26 protein-coding genes are annotated in these 23,867 nt (G+C 64.9%); 13 read left to right on the forward strand and 13 right to left on the reverse strand.

Going from position 1 to position 23,867, the window contains the following annotated elements:
* Positions 1–13 precede the first annotated feature (13 nt).
* The 10 genes from BMW76_RS06975 to BMW76_RS41785 all read right to left on the reverse strand — a co-directional run bounded on the left by BMW76_RS06975 (position 14) and on the right by BMW76_RS41785 (position 10,628).
* A complete protein-coding gene (locus tag BMW76_RS06975; protein WP_090864426.1) occupies positions 14–625 on the reverse strand; it encodes a DUF4126 domain-containing protein in 612 nt (203 codons plus the stop codon).
* Between the two features lie 273 nt (positions 626–898).
* Positions 899–1,219 carry a quaternary ammonium compound efflux SMR transporter SugE gene (sugE, locus tag BMW76_RS06980; protein WP_090864427.1) on the reverse strand — a complete coding sequence of 107 codons (321 nt, stop codon included), beginning with the start codon at positions 1,217–1,219 and terminating at the stop codon, positions 899–901.
* A 139-nt stretch (positions 1,220–1,358) separates the two neighbouring features.
* Positions 1,359–2,057, reverse strand: a complete 699-nt coding sequence (kdpE, locus tag BMW76_RS06985) for a two-component system response regulator KdpE (RefSeq protein WP_090864428.1) — start codon at positions 2,055–2,057, stop codon at positions 1,359–1,361.
* Complete coding sequence (locus BMW76_RS06990; protein ID WP_090864429.1) at positions 2,054–4,960, reverse strand: DUF4118 domain-containing protein; 2,907 nt, start codon at positions 4,958–4,960, stop codon at positions 2,054–2,056. Before BMW76_RS06990 ends, kdpE begins: the two co-directional genes overlap by 4 nt.
* 587 nt (positions 4,961–5,547) lie before the next feature.
* Positions 5,548–5,859, reverse strand: a complete 312-nt coding sequence (locus BMW76_RS06995) for a hypothetical protein (RefSeq protein WP_143062218.1) — start codon at positions 5,857–5,859, stop codon at positions 5,548–5,550.
* Between the two features lie 4 nt (positions 5,860–5,863).
* Positions 5,864–6,445 carry a potassium-transporting ATPase subunit KdpC gene (kdpC, locus tag BMW76_RS07000; protein WP_090864431.1) on the reverse strand — a complete coding sequence of 194 codons (582 nt, stop codon included), beginning with the start codon at positions 6,443–6,445 and terminating at the stop codon, positions 5,864–5,866.
* Positions 6,446–6,481: 36 nt separating this feature from the next.
* On the reverse strand, positions 6,482–8,566 hold the full coding sequence (kdpB, locus tag BMW76_RS07005) for a potassium-transporting ATPase subunit KdpB (protein ID WP_090864432.1): 2,085 nt from the start codon (positions 8,564–8,566) through the stop codon (positions 6,482–6,484).
* A gap of 57 nt (positions 8,567–8,623) precedes the next feature.
* A complete protein-coding gene (gene kdpA / locus BMW76_RS07010; protein ID WP_090864433.1) occupies positions 8,624–10,429 on the reverse strand; it encodes a potassium-transporting ATPase subunit KdpA in 1,806 nt (601 codons plus the stop codon).
* On the reverse strand, positions 10,426–10,518 hold the full coding sequence (gene kdpF / locus BMW76_RS07015; RefSeq protein WP_090864434.1) for a K(+)-transporting ATPase subunit F: 93 nt from the start codon (positions 10,516–10,518) through the stop codon (positions 10,426–10,428). Before kdpF ends, kdpA begins: the two co-directional genes overlap by 4 nt.
* Positions 10,515–10,628, reverse strand: coding sequence for a potassium ABC transporter ATPase (locus tag BMW76_RS41785; protein ID WP_090864435.1), 114 nt, complete (start codon positions 10,626–10,628; stop codon positions 10,515–10,517). Before BMW76_RS41785 ends, kdpF begins: the two co-directional genes overlap by 4 nt.
* 226 nt (positions 10,629–10,854) lie before the next feature.
* Between BMW76_RS41785 and BMW76_RS07025 the strand changes: the two genes are divergently transcribed.
* Complete coding sequence (locus BMW76_RS07025) at positions 10,855–11,211, forward strand: hypothetical protein (protein ID WP_090864436.1); 357 nt, start codon at positions 10,855–10,857, stop codon at positions 11,209–11,211.
* Positions 11,212–11,342: 131 nt separating this feature from the next.
* On the opposite strand, the gene BMW76_RS07030 is transcribed toward BMW76_RS07025, so the two are convergent.
* From BMW76_RS07030 to BMW76_RS07040, 3 genes are all read right to left on the reverse strand, one after another.
* Positions 11,343–12,317: a quinone oxidoreductase family protein gene (locus tag BMW76_RS07030; protein WP_090864437.1), complete on the reverse strand. Its 975-nt coding sequence runs from the start codon at positions 12,315–12,317 to the stop codon at positions 11,343–11,345.
* Between the two features lie 53 nt (positions 12,318–12,370).
* Positions 12,371–12,760 (reverse strand): methylglyoxal synthase, encoded by a 390-nt coding sequence (locus tag BMW76_RS07035; RefSeq protein ID WP_090864438.1) that lies wholly within the window; start codon positions 12,758–12,760, stop codon positions 12,371–12,373.
* A 112-nt stretch (positions 12,761–12,872) separates the two neighbouring features.
* The gene (locus BMW76_RS07040; protein WP_090864439.1) at positions 12,873–13,652 is read right to left on the reverse strand and encodes an SDR family oxidoreductase; all 780 of its coding nucleotides are present in this window, start codon (positions 13,650–13,652) and stop codon (positions 12,873–12,875) included.
* Positions 13,653–13,971: 319 nt separating this feature from the next.
* Here BMW76_RS07040 and upp point away from each other — a divergent pair, with 319 nt between their 5' ends.
* The 12 genes from upp (at position 13,972) to BMW76_RS07095 (ending at position 23,736) form a co-directional block, all read left to right on the forward strand.
* Positions 13,972–14,622 (forward strand): uracil phosphoribosyltransferase, encoded by a 651-nt coding sequence (gene upp / locus BMW76_RS07045; protein ID WP_090864440.1) that lies wholly within the window; start codon positions 13,972–13,974, stop codon positions 14,620–14,622.
* Between the two features lie 457 nt (positions 14,623–15,079).
* A complete protein-coding gene (locus BMW76_RS07050) occupies positions 15,080–15,808 on the forward strand; it encodes a YebC/PmpR family DNA-binding transcriptional regulator (protein ID WP_090864441.1) in 729 nt (242 codons plus the stop codon).
* Positions 15,809–16,052: 244 nt separating this feature from the next.
* Positions 16,053–17,330 (forward strand): phosphoribosylamine--glycine ligase, encoded by a 1,278-nt coding sequence (gene purD / locus BMW76_RS07055; RefSeq protein WP_090864442.1) that lies wholly within the window; start codon positions 16,053–16,055, stop codon positions 17,328–17,330.
* A 338-nt stretch (positions 17,331–17,668) separates the two neighbouring features.
* Positions 17,669–18,601 (forward strand): oxygen-dependent coproporphyrinogen oxidase, encoded by a 933-nt coding sequence (hemF, locus tag BMW76_RS07060; protein ID WP_090864443.1) that lies wholly within the window; start codon positions 17,669–17,671, stop codon positions 18,599–18,601.
* A gap of 63 nt (positions 18,602–18,664) precedes the next feature.
* Positions 18,665–19,402: a nicotinate-nucleotide adenylyltransferase gene (locus BMW76_RS07065; protein WP_245763145.1), complete on the forward strand. Its 738-nt coding sequence runs from the start codon at positions 18,665–18,667 to the stop codon at positions 19,400–19,402.
* Between the two features lie 3 nt (positions 19,403–19,405).
* Positions 19,406–19,861, forward strand: a complete 456-nt coding sequence (rsfS, locus tag BMW76_RS07070; RefSeq protein WP_090864445.1) for a ribosome silencing factor — start codon at positions 19,406–19,408, stop codon at positions 19,859–19,861.
* Between the two features lie 76 nt (positions 19,862–19,937).
* Positions 19,938–20,408 carry a 23S rRNA (pseudouridine(1915)-N(3))-methyltransferase RlmH gene (gene rlmH, locus BMW76_RS07075; protein WP_090864446.1) on the forward strand — a complete coding sequence of 157 codons (471 nt, stop codon included), beginning with the start codon at positions 19,938–19,940 and terminating at the stop codon, positions 20,406–20,408.
* Positions 20,409–20,573: 165 nt separating this feature from the next.
* Positions 20,574–21,203: a Maf family protein gene (locus BMW76_RS07080; protein ID WP_090864447.1), complete on the forward strand. Its 630-nt coding sequence runs from the start codon at positions 20,574–20,576 to the stop codon at positions 21,201–21,203.
* Positions 21,204–21,210: 7 nt separating this feature from the next.
* A complete protein-coding gene (gene rng / locus BMW76_RS07085; protein ID WP_090864448.1) occupies positions 21,211–22,680 on the forward strand; it encodes a ribonuclease G in 1,470 nt (489 codons plus the stop codon).
* A gap of 81 nt (positions 22,681–22,761) precedes the next feature.
* Complete coding sequence (locus tag BMW76_RS07090; RefSeq protein WP_090864449.1) at positions 22,762–22,986, forward strand: hypothetical protein; 225 nt, start codon at positions 22,762–22,764, stop codon at positions 22,984–22,986.
* 138 nt (positions 22,987–23,124) lie between these two features.
* Positions 23,125–23,286: a hypothetical protein gene (locus tag BMW76_RS41015; protein WP_177200322.1), complete on the forward strand. Its 162-nt coding sequence runs from the start codon at positions 23,125–23,127 to the stop codon at positions 23,284–23,286.
* Between the two features lie 153 nt (positions 23,287–23,439).
* On the forward strand, positions 23,440–23,736 hold the full coding sequence (locus BMW76_RS07095; protein ID WP_090864450.1) for a hypothetical protein: 297 nt from the start codon (positions 23,440–23,442) through the stop codon (positions 23,734–23,736).
* Positions 23,737–23,867: the final 131 nt, after the last annotated feature.

The following is a 23,867-nucleotide window of genomic DNA, read 5'->3' on the forward strand; positions in this document are numbered from 1 at the left end:
CGTTCGGCTTCGCTCAATCGTGTCGGCTCCTCGCGAGTCGCGACACCATGTGCGTCGCCATGCCGCGAAAGCCGCCCTGCACGCCGCGCCACAGACGCGGCAGCGCCCAGCTCGCGAGCACCAGAAAGCCCACGAGCAGCACGAGGAACAGCACGGGGACGAACAGCGCGAGCAACAGGCCGCCGAACACGAGCCCGTCCTCGGCCGCCGACGTCACGACATTCGACACCGGCTCCGGCGACAGATTGATCAGCGCGCGCGTGCCCGCCTTAGTGAGATGCGACGCGCCCGCGAGCGTGCCGCCCGCCAGCGCGGCGATCGTCATCAGCGACGGATCGGCGTGGCCGAGTGCGCCGACGGCCAGCACGGCGCCCGCCGGAATGCGGATGAACGTATGGATCGCGTCCCACAGAGAATCGAGCGCGGGAATCTTGTCGGCGAGAAATTCAGCGATGGTCAAGACGGCCGCCGCGCCGATCACCCACGGCGACTGCAGCACGGACAGCGTATCGGGCAGATGGATGATGCCGGCGCGTCCGAAGACGCCCGCGATCAGCACGGTCAGGTACAGACGCAAGCCGCTGCCCCACGACAGCCCCGCCGCAAGCGAAAGAGGTTCAAGCATGGCCGCCTCCGAGGCGCGCGTCGCGTGCCGTCAGTTCCGGCAGCCTGCGCTCGGGACAGGAAGCCAGGGGGCTCCGCCGTGCCGAAGCCGCCGGATCCGCGCATCAAGGCCGCGCGGAGCAATTTCAGGATGATTTCCGTCTCATTATAGCCACGTCAATTCGACGGCCGCTGGGCTTAGCGGGCATTTGTGGCATGTTTGCGGCACTTTTTGAACGGGTGTGCCGACGCCGGGTGGACGAAGGTCGGCAACGGGCCGGAGATCGGCCGGCGCTCAGTGGCCCGAGGAGAGCTTGAGTCCGATCAGTCCGACGACGATCAGCACCGCGCTGCCGACGCGCGCGGCCGTCACGGCCTCGCCCATCATCACGATGCCGAAAATGAATGCGCCGACGGCGCCGATGCCCGTCCAGACGGCGTAAGCGGTCCCGAGCGGCAACTGGCGCATGGCCATCGCGAGCAGCGCGAAGCTGCCGAGCGCCGTCACGATGGTGAACACCGACGGCCAGAAACGGGTGAAACCTTCGGATGACTTGAGACCGGCCGCCCACGCGACTTCCAGCAGACCGGCGATAAAGAGAAGAACCCAGGACACGAGACGAACTCCAGTGTGAGTGGGGCCGTCCCCGTTGAAAGCGGATGCAGCAAGGTCGTCCTTGCCGGGCGCAATTATATCAAGACAGGCACCATTTCGCCGTTTGCCATACGCCGACGAATATAGCGACGCAGCCGTTTCAGACGACGCCGACGAGCCGATAGCCGACGCCCGTCTCCGTCACGATGTGCTCGGGCTGCGCGGGATCGTGTTCGAGCTTCTGCCGCAGATGCGCCATGTAGATGCGCAGATAGTGATGGCTTTCGACATGCGACGGCCCCCACACGTCGCGCAGCAGTTGCCGGTGCGTCAGCACGCGGCCCGCGTGGCGCACGAGCGTCGCGAGCAGCCGGTATTCGAGCGGCGTCAGATGCACGGGTTCGCCGTCGCGCGAGACCTGGCGCAGCCCGAGATCGACAGTCACGCCGCCGAAATGCACCTGTGGCGTTTCGTTCGCGCCGCCCTGGTTGCGCCGGCGCAGATGCGCGCGAATCCGCGCGAGCAGTTCGGAGACGCCGAACGGCTTGGTCAGATAGTCGTCGGCGCCCGCGTCGAGCGCGGCCACCTTCTCGCTTTCCTGGGCGCGCGCCGACAGCACGATCACGGGCAACTCGCTCCAGCCGCGCAGTTCGCGAATCACGTCGAGGCCGTCGGTGTCGGGCAGGCCGAGATCGACGATCAAGAGATCGGGCTTGCGCGTGGCTGCTTCGATCAGCCCCAGCTTGCCCGTCGGCGCGTCGTGCACGACGATGCCCTCGCCTTCCAGCGACGCGCGCACGAAGCGGCGGATCTGCTGCTCGTCCTCGATCAGTACGACGGTGATGCTCGGGTCACTCATGAATGGGTATGCGGGTGTGTGTCGGCTTGTTGTCGATTAGGCGGTTCCGGCGATTCCGTCGCTTTTTGCGTGTCGGACGCGTGTGTTTCACCGGGCACAGCATCGGCGGCTTCGGCCGGCTCCGGCAGTGCGGATGCCGCATCGTCGGGTCCGGGCGGCGGCGTCTCGACGGGCAGCGTGAACCAGAAGCGCGCGCCTTCGACGCGTCCGTCCGCCGCGACGCGGTTGGCCGCGCCGATTCTACCCCCATGCGCCTCCGCGATCGCGCGGCAGATCGCGAGCCCGAGGCCGATGCCCGGCTTCGCCGATTCCTTCTCGCCGCGCGTGAACTTCTCGAAGATGCGCGTTTCCATGCCGGGCGGCAGACCCGGGCCCCTATCGTCGACGGTCACGCGCACGAACGGCTTGCCGTTCTCGTCGATGCGCTGCGCGCCGATTACGAGCGGCGTATCGGGCGGCACATACTTCGCCGCGTTCTCGAACAGATTCGCGAAGAGGCGCTCCATCAACACGGCGTCGATCTGCAGCAGCGGCAGATCAACGGGCAGCGCGACCTGAACCGGATGCCGCGCGAGCGTGCGCTTGCAGTCGCGCAGCGCCGAGCCGACCGTCTCTTCGAGCAGCGACCATTGCCGGTTCAGCTTCAGGCTGCCCGCCTGCAGACGCGCCATGTCGAGCAGGTTCGTGACGATGCCCGTCATGCGCAGCGCCTCTTCGTGGATCGCGTCGACGAGCTCTCGCTGAGCGTCGTCCTGGTCGGCGCGCTGCGCGGCGAGCATCGACGAAAAGCCGACGATGGCCGTGAGCGGCGTGCGCAGATCGTGCGAAATCGCCGAGAGCAGCGAGTTGCGCAGCCGCTCCGACTCCATGCTGACGAGCGCATCGCGCGCGATATCGACGTAATGCACGCGCTCGAGCGCCAGCGCGATCTGCGCAGCGAACGCGTCGAGCATGCGCTGCTGCTCGGGCACGTCGAGCTCGCGCGCGTCCTGCGTCGCGACGGCGAGCACGCCGCGCGTGCGCATCGGCGCGCGCAGCGGCAGATAGAGCGCCTTCGCGGCAGGCAGCGTATCGGTGCCGTGGCCCGCCGGCTTCTGCTGGTCGTAGACCCACTGGCCCACGTCGACGTCGAGCGAAGCGGCATCGAGCATGATGCTCACGTCGGGATCGTCGACTTTCTGCTTCACCTGATCGGCGCTATCGGGCAAGAGCACCGCGACGCGCGCGCGGAACACCTCGCTCACGTGCCGGCTGCCGATGCCGACGATCTGCTCCGTCGTCAGCGCGGCCGCCAGTTCGCGCGCCATCGCGTACATCGCGCTCGTGCGCTGCTCGCGCCGGCGCGCGACGCTCGCTTCGCGCCGCAACGTCGACGTCAGATGGCCGATGACGAGCGACGTCAGCAGCATGCCGAAGAATGTCAGCAGGTATTGCGTATCGCTGACGGAGAACGACATGCGCGGCGGCACGAAGAAGAAATCGAACGCCGCGACGGAAAGGAACGACAGCATCACGCCCGGTCCGCGGCCGAGCTTCACCGCCGCGAAGATCACGCCGAGCAGGTACAGCATCACGAGATTGGCGAGATCGATGCGATCGATCAGCTGGCTCGCGACCAGCGTCACGCCCGCGCAGATCGCGAGCGCCCATGCGTAGCTGCGCGGCGGCGAGTGGCGGTCGCGCGCGACGCTCAACGCTTCGCGCCACGCGCGCACTTCTTCGTCGGCGCGGCGGTCGCGCGTCAAACCCTGCGTCCGTTCCGCTTCATCGCTGCTCGCGCGGATCAGCGTGAGGTCGAGATCGCTCGCGCGTTCCGCGAGACGCTCGCCGAACGGCCGGCGCAGCCAGCGCGCGAAGCCCATCGCTGCCGAGCCGCCCGCGACCAGCTTCGACACGTTGCGCACGCGCGCATAGCCGATCAGCGTCGAGACGGCATCCGCACCCGCGAGCGTGGCCGTTTCCGCGCCGAGTTCGGCGGCGAGCTTCAGCGCGTCGAGCGTGCGCTTGCGGTGCGCATCCGGGAGACGTTGAAGCTTCGGCGTCTCGACATAGACGGCGATCCAGTCGGCCTTCAGGCTCGCCGCGAGACGCGCTGCCGCGCGCACCAGCAGCGGCGCTTCGGGGCCGGGACCGACGCACACCAGCAGACGTTCACGCGCCTGCCAGATGCGCTGGATCGAACGGTCCGCGCGATACTCGCGCATCTGCGCATCGACGCGATCCGCGGTGCGCCGCAGCGCCAGTTCGCGCAGCGCGATCAGATTGCCCTTGCGAAAGAAGTTGCGCACCGCGCGCTCGGCTTGCTGCGGCATGTAGACCTTGCCATCGCGCATGCGGTCGAGCAGTTCTTCGGCGGGCAAGTCGACGAGCGTCACTTCGTCCGCGCGATCGAACACGCGATCGGGCACCGTCTCCCACACGCGGATGCCCGTGATCTGGCCGACGACGTCGTTGAGGCTTTCGAGGTGCTGGACGTTCACCGTCGTATAGACGTCGATGCCCGCGTCGAGCAGTTCGTACACGTCCTGCCAGCGCTTCGCATGACGCGCGCCCTGCACGTTCGAGTGCGCAAGTTCGTCGACGAGGATCAGTTGCGGCTTGCGTTCGAGCGCGGCATCGAGATCGAATTCGGCCAGCAGCCTGTTGCGGTATTCGATGCGGGCAAGCGGCAGGACGTCGAGGCCATCTAGCAGCGCCGCTGTTTCGCTGCGGCCATGCGTCTCCGCGATGCCGACGACGACATCGACGCCCTCTTCCTTGCGGCGGCGCGCGGCGAGCAGCATTGCATAGGTCTTGCCGACACCCGCCGACGCGCCGAAGAAAACCTTCAGCTTGCCGCGCTGGCGTTTTTCTTCTTCGCGCTGGAGTTTGTCGAGGAGTTCGTCGGGGTCGGGGCGGGGCATAGCGTATCGGTTTGCACTGGCGTGCGGGTATGGTGACATGTTTTTTGTCTGCGACGCTGGTTGGTTTTTTTAGCGTGCCGCTGGCGTCCGCGTATGCGACTGTCTGCGATGCATTGGTTTTTTTAGCGTGCCGCTGGCATCCGCGATGCGACTGTCTGCGATGCATTGGTCTTTTTAGCGTGCCGCCGGCATCCGCAATGCGCCTCGCGGCGCGGGCGTTGCCCCTGTGCGGGGCGGCACCTACTTTTCTTTGCCGCCGCAAAGAAAAGTAGGCAAAAGAAAGCGGGCTAACACCGCCAATCCTTGACCTCTACCCACGGGCCCTCAACGTCCCCATAGTTCATGCGGCAGCATGCTATCTCATGCGCGTTGCCTGCGCCTTTATTCGATGCCTCACCCGCACCGTGCACCTGCGTTCCGGCTCGCGACATCGAATACTCCGGCCCCTTTGCGGCAAACTGTGTGTAGGCAGTCGCACCGCACAGGACACCCTCGCTAAGCGATGCGGCTACAAGTGCAGGCGGCGTCCTGTACGCTACAGCAACCTCGTTCACTACCGACATGCGGCGCTAAAGCGTTCGATGCCCTTAGCTGTGCCATATATGCGTGAAGCGGGTGAGGCGTTCAAGTAGCGCGTTGGCAACGAACACAAGCCAGCACACTGCCGTATGAAACTCGGGGACGTTGAGGGCCCGTGGGTAAAGGTCAAGCACTGGCGGTGTGAGCCCGCTTTCTTTGCTTACTTTCTTTGCGGCGGCAAAGAAAGTGAGTGCCGCCCCGCACAGGGGCAACGCCCGCGCCGCGAGGCGCATCGCGGATGCCCGCGATAAGGGCAAAGCAACGAACGCATCGCGGATGCCGGCGGCAAGCCACAAAACCAAAAAAGCCGTCGCAGACATCAAATCAACGATGCTCCGCCTCATCAAGCGCAAGGTTCAACTCGAGCACATTCACCCGCGCCTCGCCGAACAAACCAAACTGCCGACCGCGCGTATAGCGGTCAACAAGCGCCGCAACATCGTTCGCGTTCATCTTGCGCGCGGCCGCCACGCGCTCGATCTGATACGCGGCCGCCGCAGGCGAAATCTCGGGATCGAGGCCGCTGCCCGACGACGTCACCAGATCGACGGGAACGGCCGTGCCGGCGGGCATGTGGCCCGCTGCCTTCAACGCATCGAGACGCCCTTTGACTTCATCGGCGAGCGCCGGATTGATCGGGCCCAGGTTCGAGCCGCTCGAACCCTGCGCGTTGTACGGCATCGGCGTCGTCGCCGACAGCCGGCCCCAGAAGTACTGCGGCGCGTCGAACTGCTGGCCGATCAGCCGCGAGCCGACCACCTTGCCGTCGTGCCCGATCAGACTGCCGTTGGCCTTGTCGCGAAAGACGGCCTGGCCGAACGCCGTCATCACGGCGGGATACGCGAGACCCGTGAACGCCGTCAGCACGGCAAAGATCACAAGCATCGGACGAAAAAGCGATTTCATGATTCAGCTTCCTTTATCTGTCTGTCGTCGCGCGCATCAGACCCAGCCGAACGCGGCCAGCACCATGTCGATCAGCTTGATCCCGAAGAACGGCACGATGATGCCGCCCAGACCGTAGACCAGCAGATTGCGGCGCAACAGGATCGCCGCGCCGAGCGGCCGGTACTTCACGCCTTTGAGCGCAAGCGGAATCAGCAGCACGATGATCAGCGCGTTGAAGATCACAGCCGACATGATCGCGGACGTGGGCGTCGCCAGATGCATCACGTTCAGCGCATTCAACGCCGGGTACGTCGTCGCGAATGCCGCGGGGATGATCGCGAAGTACTTCGCGACATCGTTCGCAATCGAGAACGTCGTGAGCGAGCCGCGCGTCATCAGCATCTGCTTGCCGATCTCGACGATCTCGATCAGCTTGGTCGGATTCGAATCGAGGTCGACCATGTTGCCCGCTTCCTTCGCGGCCTGCGTACCCGTGTTCATCGCGACCGCCACATCGGCTTGCGCGAGCGCAGGGGCATCGTTGGTGCCGTCGCCCGTCATCGCGACGAGCCGGCCTTCGCCCTGATGCGCGCGGATCGTCGCGAGCTTGGTCTCCGGCGTCGCTTCCGCGAGGAAATCGTCGACGCCCGCTTCCGCTGCGATCGCAGCGGCCGTCAGCCGGTTGTCACCCGTCACCATCACGGTTTTGATGCCCATCTTGCGCAGCTCGGCGAAACGCTCCTTAATGCCGCCCTTCACGACGTCCTTCAGCTCGATCACACCGAGCACGCGCGCGCCGCCCTCGCCCTTTTCGGCAACGACCAGCGGCGTGCTGCCGCGCCGCGCGACCTCCGTCACCGCGGTCGACACATCGACAGGGAAGCGGCCGCCGTGCGCTTCGACGTAATGCTTCACGGCATCGGCGGCGCCCTTGCGGATTTCGCGGCCGGGCAGATCGACGCCGCTCATGCGCGTCTGCGCGCTGAACGCGAGAAAGACGGGATGCAGCATCGCCATGTCACGCTGGCGGATATTGAAGCGCTGCTTCGCGAGCACGACGATGCTGCGGCCTTCCGGCGTTTCGTCGGAGAGCGACGACAGTTGCGCGGCATCGGCGAGCGCTTCTTCCGTCACGCCTGATGCGGGAATGAACGCCGATGCCTGGCGGTTGCCGAGCGTGATCGTGCCCGTCTTGTCGAGCAGCAGCACGTCGACGTCGCCTGCGGCTTCGACGGCGCGGCCCGATGTCGCGATCACGTTCGCCTGCATCATACGGCTCATGCCCGCGACGCCGATCGCGGACAGCAGGCCGCCGATCGTCGTCGGAATCAGGCAGACGAGCAGCGCGACGAGCGCTGTGATCGTCACGACATGCCCTGCTTTCGCCGCTTCGACGGAGAACATCGAGAACGGTAAGAGCGTTGCGGTCACGAGCAACAGAACGATGGTCAGCGCGACGAGCAGAATGGTCAGGGCGATTTCGTTCGGCGTCTTCTGACGCTTCGCGCCTTCGACCATCGCGATCATGCGGTCGAGAAACGCTTCGCCAGGATTGGCCGTCACGCGCACGACGATCCAGTCCGACAGCACGCGCGTGCCGCCCGTCACCGACGAGAAGTCGCCGCCCGACTCGCGGATCACGGGCGCGGATTCACCTGTGATCGCCGATTCGTCGACGGACGCGACGCCTTCGATCACCTCGCCGTCGGCGGGAATCGTGTCGCCCGTCTCGACGAGCACGACATCGCCGCGACGCAGATCGGACGCCGTCATGATGCGAATCGGCGACTTCGGATGCGGCTCGTTGAGCTTCTTCGCCATCACGTCTTTCTTCGCGCTGCGCAGCGACGCCGCCTGCGCTTTCGAGCGCCCTTCGGCGAGCGCTTCGGCGAAGTTCGCGAACAGCACCGTGAACCACAGCCACAGCGACACCGCGAGAATGAAACCCGCTGGCGCCTCCGCCTGGCCCGTCAGCGCGGCGATCCAGAGAATCGTCGTCAGGATGCTGCCGACGTACACGCAGAACATCACCGGGTTGCGGAACTGCGTGTGCGGCTTGAGTTTCTTGAATGAGTCCACGATTGCCGGGCGCACGAGCGCCGGATCGAACATGGACCGCGTAGCGGAATGATCAGTCATTTCTTCCTCTAATTGCTTCGCTTGTTTTGCGCGCCTTTCATGTGGCACATGCAGTCCTCAATGGCCTGCGATCATCATCAGATGTTCGACGCCGGGACCGAGCGCGAGCGCGGGCACGTAGGTCAGCGCGCCGACCAGCAGCACCGTGCCGAGCAGCAGCACGACGAAGAGCGGACCGTGCGTCGGCAGCGTGCCGCCCGTCACCGCGATGCGCTTCTTCGCGGCGAGCGAGCCTGCGATCGCGAGCACCGGAACGATCGTGCCGAAGCGGCCGAACCACATCGCAATCGCCGTGAGCCAGTTGTAGAACGGCGTGCTCACAGTCAGGCCCGCGAATGCGCTGCCATTGTTGTTGGCTGCCGAGCTGAACGCATAGAGAATTTCGGAGAAGCCATGCGCGCCCGGATTCAGGATGCCCGCCTTGCCCGCTTCGGTGAGCACGGCAATCGACGTCGCGACGAGCACCAGCAGCGGCGTCAGCAGCACGACGATCGACACCATCTTCATCTCGTACGCTTCGATCTTCTTGCCGACGTATTCCGGCGTGCGGCCGATCATCAGCCCCGCGACGAACACGGCCAGCATTGCGAATACGAGCATCCCGTACAGACCCGAACCCACGCCGCCGAAGATCACCTCGCCGAGCTGCATCAGGAGCATCGGCACGAGACCGCCGAGCGGCGTCAACGAGTCGTGCGTGTTGGCCACCGCGCCGCACGAAGCCGCCGTCGTCGCGACCGTGAAGATGCCCGACTGCGCGATGCCGAAGCGCGTTTCCTTGCCTTCCATGTTGCCGCCCGCCTGCAGCGCGCTCGCGGACTGATCGACGTGCAGCGTCGTGAAGAGCGGATTGCCGCTTTGCTCCGCGCCGATCTCGCCCGCGATGCACGCGGCGAACGCGATCGTCATCACCGCGAGCACGGCGACGCCCTGCTTGCCGTCGCCGATCATGCGGCCGAACACGAGACACAGCGCGGCGGGAATGATCAGGATGGAGAAGATCTCGACGAAGTTCGAGAACGGCGTCGGGTTCTCGTACGGATGCGCCGAGTTTCCGTTGAAGAAGCCGCCGCCATTCGTGCCGAGCATCTTGATCGCTTCCTGCGTCGCGACGGGGCCCATTGCGATGGTCTGCGACTTGACGGGCGTATCGACCATCACGGGGTTGCCCATCGCGTCCTTCACCGCGTTGTCTTGCGCGTCCGCTTTCGGCGCCTGGTACGTGGTGGTTTGCAGCGTCGGCACTTCCTGATAGGACTCGAAGTTCTGGATCACGCCCTGGCTCATCAGCAGCGCTGCGATGATCGCGGCCATCGGCAGCAGCACGTAAAGCGTCACGCGTGTGATGTCGATCCAGAAGTTGCCGATGGTTTGCGCGGTGTGACGCGCGAAGCCGCGCACCAGCGCAATCACGACGACGATGCCCGTCGCCGCCGACAGGAAGTTCTGCACGGTGAGTCCGAGCATCTGCGTCAGATAGCCGACCGTCTGCTCCGGCGAGTAGTCCTGCCAGTTCGTATTGGTGACGAAGCTGACGGCCGTATTGAACGCGCTGTCGACGGTCATCGCGCCGAACTGCTGCGGGTTGCCGGGCAGCGAGCCCTGCACGCGCAGCAGCACGTACAGGAACACGACGCCCAATACGTTGAACGCGATCGTGGCGATCGCGTACTGCTTCCAGCCCATTTCATGCGCCGGATCGACGCCCGCGACGCGATACAGCAAACGCTCGAGCGGTCCGCCCAGTTTGACGACGCGCGACGTGCCGTCCATCACGCGCGTCAGATAGCGCGAGACGGGTACGGCCAGCGCAAGCAGCACGACGATGAAGATCGCCGGCTGCAGGACATTGTTGAAGTTCATTCAATGTCCTCCGCGCGCAGCAGCGCATAGACGAGATAAACGAAGAGCAGCGCGGTCGCCGCCCCCGATAGCCAGAGGACCCAGATCATGAGCGCGCTCCCTGACCGCGGCCATATCGTGTGAGCCGCTCGCATCCGGCGATCAGTCCAAAGGTCAGCGCAGCGAAAAGCGCGATGCCCCCGACGTACAGCACATCCATTTTCATGTCCTCCAAATGTTGGATGATGAATGTCCGCAACGTTATGCCGATCGGCGTAAAGGGCTGGTCAAAGGTTTGTTGATGGGTATAAAAATGGCGTAAACAGATATCGCACAGCGGATAGCAGGCACGGGGACTTGGGTCGGTGGTGTCGTGCTTGACAAAACATGATGAGTGAGGAACAAGAAGCTAAATGCTTTGCGCAATATGAGCGCGACATGGACGAATGCACGACATATCGAAGCGCAATGGGCGGACAACGTTTCATGGACGCCTGCTCGCAGCGCGCATTTATGAACTATCAGCAATGCAGAGGCTATTGATGGCGAATCACCCAGACAAGAAGTGCGTGGTAATCATGTGGTCGGAAGAAAAGCAGGCGCTCGTTTCTTACACGCTTGAGGTCGAACGAGTGCTTGCAGTCACACAACGTCAATTCCCGCTGGAGCTGCCGGCGGCAGACTACAACAACGCTTTCGATGATGAATTCGCTCGCCGGTTCGGTGGTGCGACGCTCAATCTGCTCGCGCTGTCGAATCCCGGCCTCAAGCCATTCGTCAAGTTCACCCCGGCTGAAGAGTGAGACCACGGAAATCCCCGTGCTCATCACCACCAAGATCGTCCCTATAAGGGCGGCGTTGTCCCTGTCGGCGTAAACGGAAAAAGCCGCTTCACGCCCAGCGTGAAGCGGCCTTCCTTTCGAGCGAGCAGTCCTTACGGCAGCAAAACCGTCGACCCCGTCGTCCTGCGCGCTTCCAGATCCTCATGCGCCTTGCCCACATCAGCAAGCGCATAGCGCTGGTTGATGCTCGTCTTGACCTTGCCCGACGCGATCACGTCGAACAACTCACCCGCCATCGCGTCGTAATCGCTGCGCCTGCCGATGTACGTGAAGAGCGTGGGCCGCGTGAAAAACAGCGAGCCGCGCCCCGCGAATTCCGACGAATCGATCGGCGGCAGCGGGCCCGACGCATTGCCGAAACTCACGAACATGCCGAGCGGCGCGAGGCAATCGAGCGAAGCCGTAAACGTGTCCTTCCCGATCGAGTCGTACACGACGGGCACGCCCGCGCCGTTGGTGATCTCGCGCACGCGCTTCGTGAAGTTCTCGCGCGTATAGACGATGGGATGATCGCAGCCGTGGGCCTTCGCGATGGCCGCCTTCTCGTCGGAACCGACCGTGCCGATCACCGTCGCGCCCAGCGCCTTCGCCCACTGGCACACGAGCAGGCCGACGCCGCCCGCAGCGGCTTGGATCAGGATCGTGTCGCCCGCCTTCACCGGGTACGTGCGGCGCAACAGGTATTGCGCCGTCAGCCCTTGCAGCATCACCGATGCCGCGTCTTCGTAACCGATCGCATCCGGCAGTTTCACGACCTGCGCGGCGGACAGCACGCGCTCCTGTGCATACGCGCCAGGCGGCCGCGCGACATACGCGACGCGGTCGCCCGCCTTCAGGTTCGTCACGCCCGCGCCGACGGCGACCACCTCGCCCGCCGCCTCCATGCCGAGCCCGCCCGGCAGCGGCAGCGGATACAGGCCCGTGCGGAAATACACGTCGATATAGTTGAGGCCGACTGCATGCTGCCTGATGCGGATTTCGCCATCGCCCGGCTCGCCCACCTCGACGTCGACCCACTTCATCACTTCGGGGCCGCCCGTCTTGTCGAATCGAATTGCCTTGACCATCTTCTCTCCAGATTCGTTCGTGATGCCTGCTTGAATGAACACGGACGACGCCGTCAGATCTGCTGCGAAAAGCGCAGTGTCAGATCGTCGAGGATCATCCGCGCGGTCGAGATGTTCGTCGCGCACGGCACGTTGTGCACATCGCACGCTCGCACCAGCGCGTTGATGTCCGGCTCGTGCGGCTGCGGCGTCATCGGGTCGCGCAGGAAAATCACCACGTCGACCCGTCCTTCGGCGAGTTGCGCGCCGATCTGCAGATCGCCGCCGTTGGGGCCGGAGAGCATCCGCTCGACCTTCAGCCCATGCGCATCGGCGATACGCGAGCCCGTCGTGCCCGTGGCGATCAGCTCGCAGCGCGCGAGCGTGTCGACGTATTCGCCCGCCAGCCTGACGATGTCGTCTTTCTTGTGATCGTGCGCGATCAGCGCGACGCGTGTTGTCATGTCATTGCTCCTCTTGCGTTGTCTTTATGGTCGTTATGGTCGTTATGGGCGTTGTCGTTATCGTCGCTACGTCGTTGTTATCGTTGCGTTTGCGAAAGCGCGCGCGGCCCGCTCAGAACGTGCCGGGATAAGCGCCGCCGTCGAGCAGCCAGTTCTGTCCCGTGATGTAGCCCGCATGCACGCTGCACAGGAACGCACAGGCACGGCCGAATTCGTCGGGCGTGCCGAAGCGGCGCGCGGGAATCGTCGCCATGCGCTGCTCGCGCGCGTCGTCGACGGAAATGTTCTGCGATTTCGCTGACGCCTCGAACGTCACGGCGATGCGGTCCGTATCGAACAGGCCCGGCAGCAGGTTGTTGATCGTCACGCCGTGCGGCGCGACCTTGCGCGCAACGCCCGCGACGAAGCCCGTCAGGCCCGAGCGCGCGCCATTCGACAGGCCGAGCACATCGATGGGCGCCTTCACCGACGAGCTCGTGATGTTGACGACGCGGCCGAAGCCGCGCGAGATCATGCCGTCGATGCTTGCGCGGATCAGCTCGATCGGCGTAAGCATGTTCGCTTCGAGCGCGCGAATCCAGTCGTCGTGCGTGAAGTTGCGGAAGTCGCCGGGCGGCGGACCGCCCGCATTGTTGACGAGGATGTCCGGCTGCGGACACGCGGCGAGCGCTGCGGCGCGGCCTTCGGGCGTGGTGATGTCGCAGGCCACGGCCTTCACGTCGACGCCCATCTTCGCTCGGATATCGGCCGCCGTCGCTTCGAGCGTTTGCGCGGTGCGTGCGACGATCGTCACGTTCACACCCTCCGCCGCCAGCGCCTCGGCGCAGCCGCGTCCCAGTCCCTTGCTCGCTGCGCAAACCAGCGCAGTCTTTCCTGCGATTCCCAGATCCATGTGCTTTTCCTATTGTCTTGCGCGCGATACGTATGGGCGCGTCGCGCTCGCGGTCGGTCAACTGTCCCCCGATTCTAGAAGAATCGACGCGGCGCTGCCGGACGTCGCTTCGGCCGCGCTTGCGTCCCGCTTCGATTCCTTTCCACAATCTCCAGTCTCTTTCCGCCACCCTTCCGGTAAACTCGCAGCCATGGCGCACGTGTCCGCTGCCCTGCATCGCCCTCCGTAGCCCGATAAGGGGCCACAAAACGGGGCCGCGAAACGCCGCGCCGCTCTCCATCGACAGCACAGCCCATTTACCGCCGCGAGGCGCCACGTCATGACTCAGGACAGCCGTTTTCCCAATCTTTTCATCCTCGATCACCCGCTGATCCAGCACAAGCTGTCGCACATGCGCGACCGCGACACGTCCACGCGGACGTTCCGCGAGCTGCTGCGCGAGATCACGCTGCTGATGGGCTATGAAATCACCCGCAACCTGCCGATGACGACCCGCCGCGTGAGCACGCCGCTCGTCGACATCGACGCGCCCGTGATCGCCGGCAAGAAGCTCGCGATCGTGCCCGTGCTGCGCGCGGGCGTCGGCATGTCGGACGGGCTGCTCGAGCTGATTCCGTCGGCCCGCGTCGGCCATATCGGCGTGTATCGCGACGACGCTCACCGTCCCGTAGAGTACCTGGTGCGCCTGCCCGATCTCGAGGACCGCATCTTCATCCTGTGCGATCCGATGGTCGCGACGGGCTACTCGGCCGTGCACGCGATCGACGTGCTGAAGCGCCGCGGCGTCGCGGGCGAGAACATTTCGTTCCTCGCGCTCGTCGCCGCGCCGGAAGGCGTCGAGGTGTTCCAGAATGCGCATCCGGATGTGAAGCTGTACGTCGCGTCGCTCGATTCGCACCTGAACGAGCATGCGTACATCATTCCCGGACTCGGCGACGCGGGCGACCGGCTGTTCGGCACGAAGAACTGACGACAGCCACGGACAATGCGGCTGACAAAGCAGCTGACAGCAGCCGCCAAAGAATCCGGCTGACGGCGCGCCGACACACAGCGCCGCTCGGGGCCGCACGGCAAGGACAGACTCGCGCCGCCCCGAGCGAATCCGCATCCCTCCCCTACAGAAGCCGGCCCCCGGCATGATAAAATCGCACTCTGCCCATTGAACGGGCAGTTCACCCTGCTGGCATCGCTTTGCGGCATTCCTACCCCGGTTTGCGCCTTCACCGGCTACTGTACTGACGACGCCAACTGCGGCGCTTTGGCCGCTTCCGTCGATCCCGCGACGCTTTCACGGCGCCATTCTGGCGCGTTTCAGGGTGCGACCAGACTCACATCGAGGCGCGAGCGCGAATCCGCACCGCCGCCCGAAATCGCAACGACTATTGCACTATGCGTGCGCCCCGCTGGCGCGCGCGACGGAGAAAGGTATGGCGGGTCATTCGAAATGGGCCAACATCAAGCATAAGAAGGCAGCGGCCGATGCCAAGAAAGGCAAGGTCTGGACGCGGCTCATCAAGGAAATCCAGGTCGCGGCGCGCATGGGCGGCGGCGACATCGACTCGAACCCGCGTCTGCGGCTCGCCGTCGACAAGGCGTACGACGCCAACATGCCGAAGGACAACGTCAATCGCGCGATCCAGCGCGGCGTGGGCGGCGTCGACGGCGCGAACTACGAGGAAATCCGCTACGAAGGCTACGGCATCGGCGGCGCGGCCATCATCGTCGACACGATGACGGACAACCGCACCCGCACCGTCGCGGAAGTGCGCCACGCGTTCTCGAAGTTCGGCGGCAACATGGGCACGGACGGCTCGGTGTCGTTCATGTTCGATCACGTCGGCCAGTTCCTGTTCGCACCCGGCACACCGGAAGACAAGCTGATGGAAGCGGCGCTCGAAGCGGGCGCCGACGACGTCGTCACGAACGACGACGGCAGCATCGAAGTGATCTGCCCGCCGAACGATTTCCCGAAGGTCAAAGCCGCGCTCGAAGCCGCGGGCTTCAAGGCGGAACTCGCGGAAGTGACGATGAAGCCGCAGACGGAAGTCGAGTTCACAGGCGACGACGCCGTCAAGATGCAGAAGCTGCTCGACGCGCTCGAAAACCTGGACGACGTGCAGGAAGTCTATACAAACGCGGCAATCGCCGACGAGTGAGGCCGACGGTGAGCGCGCCGCCCCTGTCCGGGCCGTTGCGGCGCTCCCCGCTTCCCTCGTGTTGCGCCGGCGCGTCACGCCGTGCGCACCAATCGCACGGCATCCAGGCGATTTCCGCCACATTGTCCCGTTCCGTTGCCTGCATCACAGGCGTGGCGTTCGCGTTGTGCGAAGGTAGAGGCAGATATCCACGGCTCGCGCCGCCGCGCGGGCCGTTCACGGTTTTTAGTATTCGGGGAATCACATGAAGTTACTCGTCGTCGGTTCCGGCGGTCGCGAACATGCGCTCGCATGGAAGCTCGCGCAATCGCCGCGCGTCCAGCTCGTCTATGTCGCGCCCGGCAACGGCGGCACCGCGCAGGATGACCGCCTGCGCAACGTCGGCATCACTGACCCGAACACGCTCGCCGATTTCGTCGAGCAGGAGCAGATCGCGTTCACGCTGGTCGGTCCGGAGCAGCCGCTCGCGGCGGGCATCGTCAACATCTTCCGCGCGCGCGGCCTGAAAATTTTCGGCCCGACGCGCGAGGCCGCGCAGCTCGAAAGCTCGAAGGACTTCGCGAAGGCGTTCATGAAGCGCCACGCGATTCCGACGGCCGAATACGAAACCTTCCCGGATGTCGCAGCCGCGCACGCATACATCGACGCCAAGGGCGCGCCCATCGTCATCAAGGCCGACGGCCTCGCGGCCGGCAAGGGCGTGGTCGTCGCGCAGACGCTGGAAGAAGCGCACGCCGCCGTCGACATGATGCTGTCGGACAACAAGCTCGGCGATGCGGGCGCGCGCGTCGTGATCGAAGAGTTCCTCGCCGGCGAGGAAGCGAGCTTCATCGTGATGGTCGACGGCAAGCACGTGCTGCCGCTTGCGTCGAGCCAGGATCACAAGCGTCTGCTCGATGGCGACCAGGGCCCGAACACGGGCGGCATGGGCGCCTACTCGCCCGCGCCCATCGTCACGCCGCAAATGCACGCGCGCGTGATGCGCGAAATCATTCTGCCGACCGTGCGCGGGATGGAACAGGAAGGCATCCGCTTCACTGGCTTCCTGTACGCCGGCCTGATGATCGACGCACAAGGCAACCCGAAGACGCTCGAATTCAACTGCCGGATGGGCGACCCTGAAACGCAGCCGATCATGGCGCGCCTGAAGGGCGACTTCTCGAAGGTCGTCGAAGCCGCGATCGCGGGCACGCTCGATACGGTGGACCTCGAATGGGACCGCCGCACAGCGCTGGGCGTCGTGCTGGCCGCGCACAACTATCCGGACGCGCCCCGCAAGGGCGATTTCATCAGCGGCATTCCGCCGGAAACCGCGGACGCCGTCACGTTCCACGCGGGCACGACGCTCGCGGACGGCAAGCTGACGACGTCGGGCGGGCGCGTGCTGTGCGTCGTGGGTCTCGCGGATTCGGTGCGCAGCGCGCAATCGGTCGCGTATGAAGCGATCAACCACATCTCGTTCGACGGCATGCAATATCGCCGCGACATCGGTTATCGCGCGGCCAACCGCAAGCACAGCTGAGCCTGCCTGTCCCGGCAGGAACGCGCTACACGGGGGCGGCGAACTGGTCTCCACGGCCCTGCGGGGCCGTTCGATCCGGTTCGATCCGGGTTCGATTTGGGCTCGCTTCTGTCCGCTTCTGGCCCTTTCCGGGTCGTCGAGCCGCGCCGGCGCTACACTTGAAGCTGGCAGTGGCATCCGTAATGCGACAACGGCCTGTGCTCTGCCCGCCCCGGCGACTGCCGGCGCACCCGCCGCTGAGGGCCTGACGAAGGCCTGACGAAGGCCCGATAAAGGCCTGATGAAGTCCTGTTGAATCTCGACTGCGCCAGCGTTTCGACGTGCCGCGCCCCAACCATATGACCGATTCGATTCACGACGCCAACGATGCCCACGCCGTCCGGGCCTGGATGCAAGGTTTGCAGACGAAGATCGCCGACACGCTCGGCGCGTTCGACGGCACGCCGCTCGCCACCGACAACTGGCAGCGCACGCCCGGCGACAAGCTGCGCGGCGGCGGCTGCACGCGCATCGTCGAAGGCGGCCAGTTCTTCGAGCGCGCGGGCATCGGCTTTTCGGACGTGCAGGGCGATGCGCTGCCTGGCTCGGCCAGCGCGCTGCGTCCGCAGTTGACGGGACGCGGCTTCGAAGCGATGGGCGTCTCGATGGTGCTGCATCCGCGCAACCCGTACTGCCCGACGGTTCACATGAACGTGCGGCTGCTCGTTGCAACGAAGGCGGGCGAAGCGCCCGTGTTCTGGTTCGGCGGCGGCATGGACCTCACGCCGTACTACGGCTTCGAGGAAGACGCACGGCATTTTCACCGCGTGTGCCGCGACGCGCTGCAACCATACGGCGACGACCTGTACCCGCGCTTCAAGCGCTGGTGCGACGACTACTTCTTCCTGAAGCATCGCAACGAGCCGCGCGGCATCGGCGGGATTTTCTTCGACGACTACGCGGAGCCCGGCTTCGAGCAGTCGTTCGCGATGGTGAAGAGCGTCGGCGATGCGTTTCTGGACGCGTATATGCCCATCATCGAGAAACGCCGCGACATCGCATACGGCGAAACCGAGCGCGATTTTCAGGCTTACCGGCGCGGCCGCTACGTCGAATTCAATCTCGTGTTCGACCGTGGCACGCTGTTCGGCCTGCAAAGCGGCGGCCGCACCGAATCCATCCTGATGTCGATGCCGCCCGTCGTTAACTGGCGCTACAACTGGCAGCCTAAGCCGGGCACGCCGGAAGCGCGCCTGTACAGCGACTTTCTCGTGGCCCGCGAGTGGGTCTGACGCGCGCCGCGCCTCGTTAACCGCTGTGTCATCCGCTCCAACCGACAGGCAAAGGAACCGCAACTGAATCCGACCGTTCAACACGCCGCCTCGCGACGGGCGCTGCGCCGCCGCATCGGGATACTCGGCGGCACGTTCGATCCGATCCACGACGGCCATCTCGCGCTCGCGCAACGTTTCGCCGACGTGCTGAAGCTGACCGAACTCGTGCTGATGCCGGCTGGGCAGCCCTGGCAGAAAGCGGATGTGTCGGCGGCCGAACATCGGCTCGCGATGACGCGCGCCGCCGCTTCGTCGCTGAAGCTGCCGGGCGTGACTGTCAGCGTCGCGACGGATGAAATCCAGCACGAAGGCCCCACCTATACGGTCGATACGCTGCAGCGCTGGCGGGAACGCGAAGGCGCCGATGCGTCGATTGCGCTGCTGATCGGCGCGGATCAACTGGTGCGGCTCGATACGTGGCACGACTGGCAGCGCCTGTTCGACTACGCGCATATCGCCGCCGCGACGCGCCCCCGTTTCGACGTGACGGCCGTGCCGCCCGCCGTCGCCGCGACGATCGCGCAGCGCGCCGCGAGTGCGGACGTTCTGCAGACGACGCCGTCCGGTCATCTGCTGATCGACACATCGCTGGCCTTCGATGTGTCGGCGACCGACATCCGCGCGCACTTGCGCGCATCGTTCGAAAACCACGCGGACGGCGCCGCAGGTGCCGCGAACGGCACTGCACTGTCCGCGCAGAGTCATGTCCCCACCGCAGTGTGGGACTATATTGTTCAACATCATCTGTACCACCGGTAAACCATGGATATACGCAAGCTGCAACGCGCGATCGTCGACGGACTCGAAGACGTGAAGGCGCAAGACATTCGGGTGTTCAACACCAGCCACCTGACCGAACTGTTCGACCGCGTGATCGTCGCGAGCGGCACGTCGAACCGGCAGACCAAGGCCCTCGCGTCCAGCGTGCGCGAGAAAGTGAAGGAAGCGGGCGGCGACATCGTCAGTACGGAAGGCGAAGACATCGGCGAATGGGTGCTGGTCGATTGCGGCGATGCCGTCGTTCACATCCTGCAACCTGCGCTGCGCCAGTACTACAACCTCGAAGAAATCTGGGGCGACAAGCCGGTGCGCGTGAAGCTGTCCGCGCCGAACCCGTTCGGCGGCGCCCGTCCGTCCGAACCGATCGACGATGAAGACGAAGAAGACGCACCCGTCGCGCGCCCCGCACGCAAGGCGTCCGCACGCCGCCGCTCGTGAGCGCGCCGCTGGCGCCGTTCGAGCCGTGGGCCTCGCTCCCGGCTGCGTACCCATCTGATCCGGCGCAATCCCGACGATGAAACTGCATATCCTCGCAGTCGGCAACAAGATGCCCGACTGGATCGCGACGGGCTTCGACGAATACGCGAAGCGGATGCCGCCCGAGTTGCGCATCGAACTGCGTGAGATCAAGCCCGAGCAACGCTCGTCGGGACGCTCTGCCGAGAGCGTGATGGCTGCCGAGCGGCAGAAGATCGAAGCCGCGCTGCCGAAGAACGCGCGCATCGTCGCGCTCGACGAACGCGGCAAGGACTGGACCACGATGCAGCTCGCGAACGCGCTGCCGACGTGGCAGCAGGACGGACGCGACGTCGCGTTTCTGATCGGCGGCGCCGACGGCCTCGACCCCGAACTGAAAGCGCGCGCCGACATGATGCTGCGCGTGTCGAGCCTTACGTTGCCGCACGCGATGGTCCGCGTGCTGCTTGCCGAGCAGTTGTATCGCGCGTGGACCATCACGCAGAATCATCCGTACCATCGGGCCTGAACCTCGGGTCTGAACATGCCGGCCATCTTCCGGCCGCGCATCACGGGGCGCAACCTGGCCGAACGGCCAGGTGCGCGGCGCCCGCCTCGTCTGTTACGCTCACCACCAGTCGTCCGCTTCGCATTGCCGTAGCTGGACCCATCTCTTTCAGTTGAAGACCGATCCATGTCCACTTCGTCCGCGGCTGTTTGGCCGTTCGTCTATCTCGCGTCGCAAAGCCCGCGCCGTCAGGAACTGCTGACCCAGCTCGGTGTGCGTTTCGAACTGCTGCTGCCGCGCCCCGATGAAGATGCCGAAGCGCTCGAAGCCGAACTCCCCGCCGAGCGCGCGCACGACTACGTAATGCGCGTGTGCATCGCGAAGGCGCAGGCGGCGCGCGCGCGGCTGGTGGCGGGAGGCCATGCGAACGCGCCCGTTCTCGTTGCCGATACAACCGTCACGATCGACGATGCGATTCTCGGCAAGCCCGTCGATGCCGACGACGCCGTAGCGATGCTCACGCGTCTTGCCGGCCGCGATCATGAGGTGCTGACAGCCGTTGCCGTCGTCGATGCGCATGGCGAATTGCTGACGCCCGCGCTGTCGGTATCGCGCGTGCGATTTGCTGCGGTGCAAAGCGATGCGCTGCGGCGCTACGCGGCCAGCGGCGAGCCGCTCGGCAAGGCAGGCGCGTATGGCATCCAGGGACGCGCGGCGGAGTTCATCGAGCATATCGACGGGTCCTATTCAGGTATCATGGGTTTGCCATTGTTTGAAACCGCTGCCCTTCTGCGCGCGGCCCGCATCGACTTCTAACAAAACCATGAACGAAGAAATCCTGATTAACGTCACGCCACAGGAGACGCGCGTCGCGTTGGTCCAGCAGGGCGCAGTGCAGGAGCTTCATGTCGAACGCACGCTGTCGCGCGGGCGGGTCGGCAACGTCTATCTCGGCAAGGTCGTGCGCGTGCTGCCGGGCATGCAGTCGGCGTTCATCGACATCGGTCTGGAGCGTGCCGCGTTCCTGCATGTCGCCGACATCTGGCATCCACGGCTCGCTGGCGAAACGCAGCAACCGGCGCCACATCAGCCCATCGAGAAGATCGTCTTCGAAGGGCAGACGCTGATGGTCCAGGTCGTGAAGGACCCGATCGGCACCAAGGGCGCGAGGCTTTCCACGCAGGTGAGCATCGCGGGGCGCACGCTCGTCTATCTGCCGCAGGAGCCGCATATCGGCATCTCGCAGAAGATCGAGAGCGAAGCCGAACGCGAGGCCGTGCGCGCACGGCTCACGTCGGTGCTGCCCGTCGACGAGAAAGGCGGCTACATCGTGCGCACCATCGCCGAAGACGCGACAAGCGAAGAGCTGGCCGCCGATGTCGCGTATCTGCGCAAGACGTGGGCAACGATACTCTCGCAGGGGCAGCGCATGCCCGCCACGAGCCTGCTCTATCAGGACCTGAATCTCGCGCAGCGCGTGCTGCGCGACTTCGTCAACGACGAGACCACGCGCATTCAGGTGGACTCGCGCGAGACGTATCAGATGCTCGCGGAGTTCGCGGCGGAGTTCACGCCGGCTGTCTCATCGAAGCTGCATCACTACACGGGCGAGCGCCCGCTTTTCGATCTCTACGACATCGAAACGGAAATCCAGCGCGCACTGTCGCGGCGCGTCGATCTGAAGTCGGGCGGCTATCTCGTGATCGACCAGACGGAAGCGATGACCACCATCGACGTCAACACGGGCGGCTACGTCGGCGCCCGCAATTTCGACGACACGATCTTCAAGACCAACCTCGAAGCGGCGCACACGATCGCGCGTCAACTGCGGCTGCGCAACCTGGGCGGCGTGATCATCATCGACTTCATCGATATGGAAAACGCCGAGCATCGCGACCAGGTGCTCAACGAACTGAAGAAGGCGCTTGCGCGCGACCGCACACGCGTGACGGTCAACGGGTTCTCGCAGCTCGGGCTCGTCGAGATGACGAGAAAGCGCACGCGCGAATCGCTCGCGCACGTGCTGTGCGAGCCTTGTCCTGTCTGCCAGGGCAAAGGCCAGGTGAAGACGGCGCGCACCGTCTGTTACGACGTGCTGCGCGAAATCCTGCGCGAGTCGCGCCAGTTCAACCCGCGCGAGTTTCGCGTGGTGGCGTCGCAGCAGGTCATCGATCTGTTCCTCGAGGAAGAATCCCAGCATCTGGCGATGCTGATCGATTTCATCGGCAAGCCGGTGTCGTTGCAGGTCGAGTCGAATCTGAGCCAGGAGCAGTACGACATCGTGCTGATGTAACGCATCGCCCTTCCCATCTCGCCCACCCTCCCGTGGCACAGCAATTGCGGTGACGCACTGACACCACGCGCGGGAGGCGACATGCACACGGAACAATTCGAATACACCGACGACCCGGAACCCTTGCCAGAGGCCTGCTACGACAGGCTTTGCAGGGCATCACCCGGCAATGCCCCGACGCTGCCGAAGCGCTCGGCGGCCGGCATCTTCGCGCTCGGTGTCGCGTGGCTGTTCGGCCTCGAAGCGCTCCTTTCCGACGATGAAAATCGTTCCGCCGATGCGCGCCGCATCGACGGGCGATACTGAATTTCAATGGGTTCCGTGTAGGCGTTACAAAGATCGATCGGGGACGGCATCGAGGAAAGCGCGGACCGGGCACCGGCCGCCCTCTTCTAACAAATCAACTAGACTTTCCGTATGCAGTTGCAATAGACGGAGGCTGCCATGGCTGAATCAATGGTAAGCATCGTGGTCGGCATCGTCGTGTTGGCCGTCATCGCGACGCTGATATCGCATCAGTGGCGACGCGATCACCCTCTTCGCGACAGGATGTTGGGCCGCTTCGACGGGCATCGCTGGTGGGAACGCATGCGGCATCGGCACTGATCCCGCTGTCGCTGACCATCCATGCCGCGCCATTCGCGCCGAACCATTCGACATCACCGCGCCGCGCACCGCGGCGCATGACACGCGGCGCAGCGTCAGTCTCGCCCGTTACCCACAGGCCCATCGACGCGCCCGCCCTGCACGGAGGCAATCATGTCCGACGACGCCGTAATCCTGCGTTGGCAGACGGTCGAATACGAAGGCTTCGAGATTCATATCGCGCCATCCCTGAAGGATGACAGCGAGCGCTACACGTACATCGGCTACGTGTGCCACCCCGGCGCGGACCCGAAACTGCCCGGCCACACGGTGCCGTTTCACGCGGACGGCGAGGAGTCGTTCAAGACGCTCGACGATGCGACGTATGAAGCCGTGCACGTCGGCAAGAGCATCGTCGAGGGGACGCATCCGGATCTGTCGGTGTTATCGCTGGTGACGAGCGGCGTGTAGCGCGCGTAGCAGCGAGACACACGTCAATGGAGAGAGCGCAATGACTGCATGCTTCGCCTAGGCGCATGCGCGCATGCACGCACGCGCCCACTGCGACGCAATCGCAGCGTCAGCCGATCATCGCGTCGACC

The organism is Paraburkholderia diazotrophica (genome assembly GCF_900108945.1).
Taxonomy (GTDB): domain Bacteria; phylum Pseudomonadota; class Gammaproteobacteria; order Burkholderiales; family Burkholderiaceae; genus Paraburkholderia; species Paraburkholderia diazotrophica.

Bases quoted from the DNA above. Each gene is read 5' to 3' on its own strand.
- purD (WP_090864442.1), top strand. From the start codon at position 16,053: ATGAAGTTACTCGTCGTCGGTTCCGGCGGTCGCGAACATGCGCTCGCA.
- BMW76_RS06975 (WP_090864426.1), bottom strand. From the start codon at position 625: ATGCTTGAACCTCTTTCGCTTGCGGCGGGGCTGTCGTGGGGCAGCGGC.
- rsfS (WP_090864445.1), top strand. From the start codon at position 19,406: ATGGATATACGCAAGCTGCAACGCGCGATCGTCGACGGACTCGAAGAC.
- kdpB (WP_090864432.1), bottom strand. From the start codon at position 8,566: ATGACTGATCATTCCGCTACGCGGTCCATGTTCGATCCGGCGCTCGTG.
- BMW76_RS07040 (WP_090864439.1), bottom strand. From the start codon at position 13,652: ATGGATCTGGGAATCGCAGGAAAGACTGCGCTGGTTTGCGCAGCGAGC.
- BMW76_RS41785 (WP_090864435.1), bottom strand. From the start codon at position 10,628: ATGGATGTGCTGTACGTCGGGGGCATCGCGCTTTTCGCTGCGCTGACC.
- BMW76_RS06990 (WP_090864429.1), bottom strand. From the start codon at position 4,960: ATGCCCCGCCCCGACCCCGACGAACTCCTCGACAAACTCCAGCGCGAA.
- rlmH (WP_090864446.1), top strand. From the start codon at position 19,938: ATGAAACTGCATATCCTCGCAGTCGGCAACAAGATGCCCGACTGGATC.
- rng (WP_090864448.1), top strand. From the start codon at position 21,211: ATGAACGAAGAAATCCTGATTAACGTCACGCCACAGGAGACGCGCGTC.
- kdpA (WP_090864433.1), bottom strand. From the start codon at position 10,429: ATGAACTTCAACAATGTCCTGCAGCCGGCGATCTTCATCGTCGTGCTG.
- BMW76_RS07025 (WP_090864436.1), top strand. From the start codon at position 10,855: ATGCACGACATATCGAAGCGCAATGGGCGGACAACGTTTCATGGACGC.
- kdpF (WP_090864434.1), bottom strand. From the start codon at position 10,518: ATGATCTGGGTCCTCTGGCTATCGGGGGCGGCGACCGCGCTGCTCTTC.
- BMW76_RS07030 (WP_090864437.1), bottom strand. From the start codon at position 12,317: ATGGTCAAGGCAATTCGATTCGACAAGACGGGCGGCCCCGAAGTGATG.
- upp (WP_090864440.1), top strand. From the start codon at position 13,972: ATGACTCAGGACAGCCGTTTTCCCAATCTTTTCATCCTCGATCACCCG.
- BMW76_RS07080 (WP_090864447.1), top strand. From the start codon at position 20,574: ATGTCCACTTCGTCCGCGGCTGTTTGGCCGTTCGTCTATCTCGCGTCG.
- hemF (WP_090864443.1), top strand. From the start codon at position 17,669: ATGACCGATTCGATTCACGACGCCAACGATGCCCACGCCGTCCGGGCC.
- BMW76_RS07095 (WP_090864450.1), top strand. From the start codon at position 23,440: ATGTCCGACGACGCCGTAATCCTGCGTTGGCAGACGGTCGAATACGAA.
- BMW76_RS07050 (WP_090864441.1), top strand. From the start codon at position 15,080: ATGGCGGGTCATTCGAAATGGGCCAACATCAAGCATAAGAAGGCAGCG.
- BMW76_RS06995 (WP_143062218.1), bottom strand. From the start codon at position 5,859: ATGTCTGCGACGGCTTTTTTGGTTTTGTGGCTTGCCGCCGGCATCCGC.
- BMW76_RS07090 (WP_090864449.1), top strand. From the start codon at position 22,762: ATGCACACGGAACAATTCGAATACACCGACGACCCGGAACCCTTGCCA.
- BMW76_RS41015 (WP_177200322.1), top strand. From the start codon at position 23,125: ATGGCTGAATCAATGGTAAGCATCGTGGTCGGCATCGTCGTGTTGGCC.
- kdpE (WP_090864428.1), bottom strand. From the start codon at position 2,057: ATGAGTGACCCGAGCATCACCGTCGTACTGATCGAGGACGAGCAGCAG.
- kdpC (WP_090864431.1), bottom strand. From the start codon at position 6,445: ATGAAATCGCTTTTTCGTCCGATGCTTGTGATCTTTGCCGTGCTGACG.
- BMW76_RS07035 (WP_090864438.1), bottom strand. From the start codon at position 12,760: ATGACAACACGCGTCGCGCTGATCGCGCACGATCACAAGAAAGACGAC.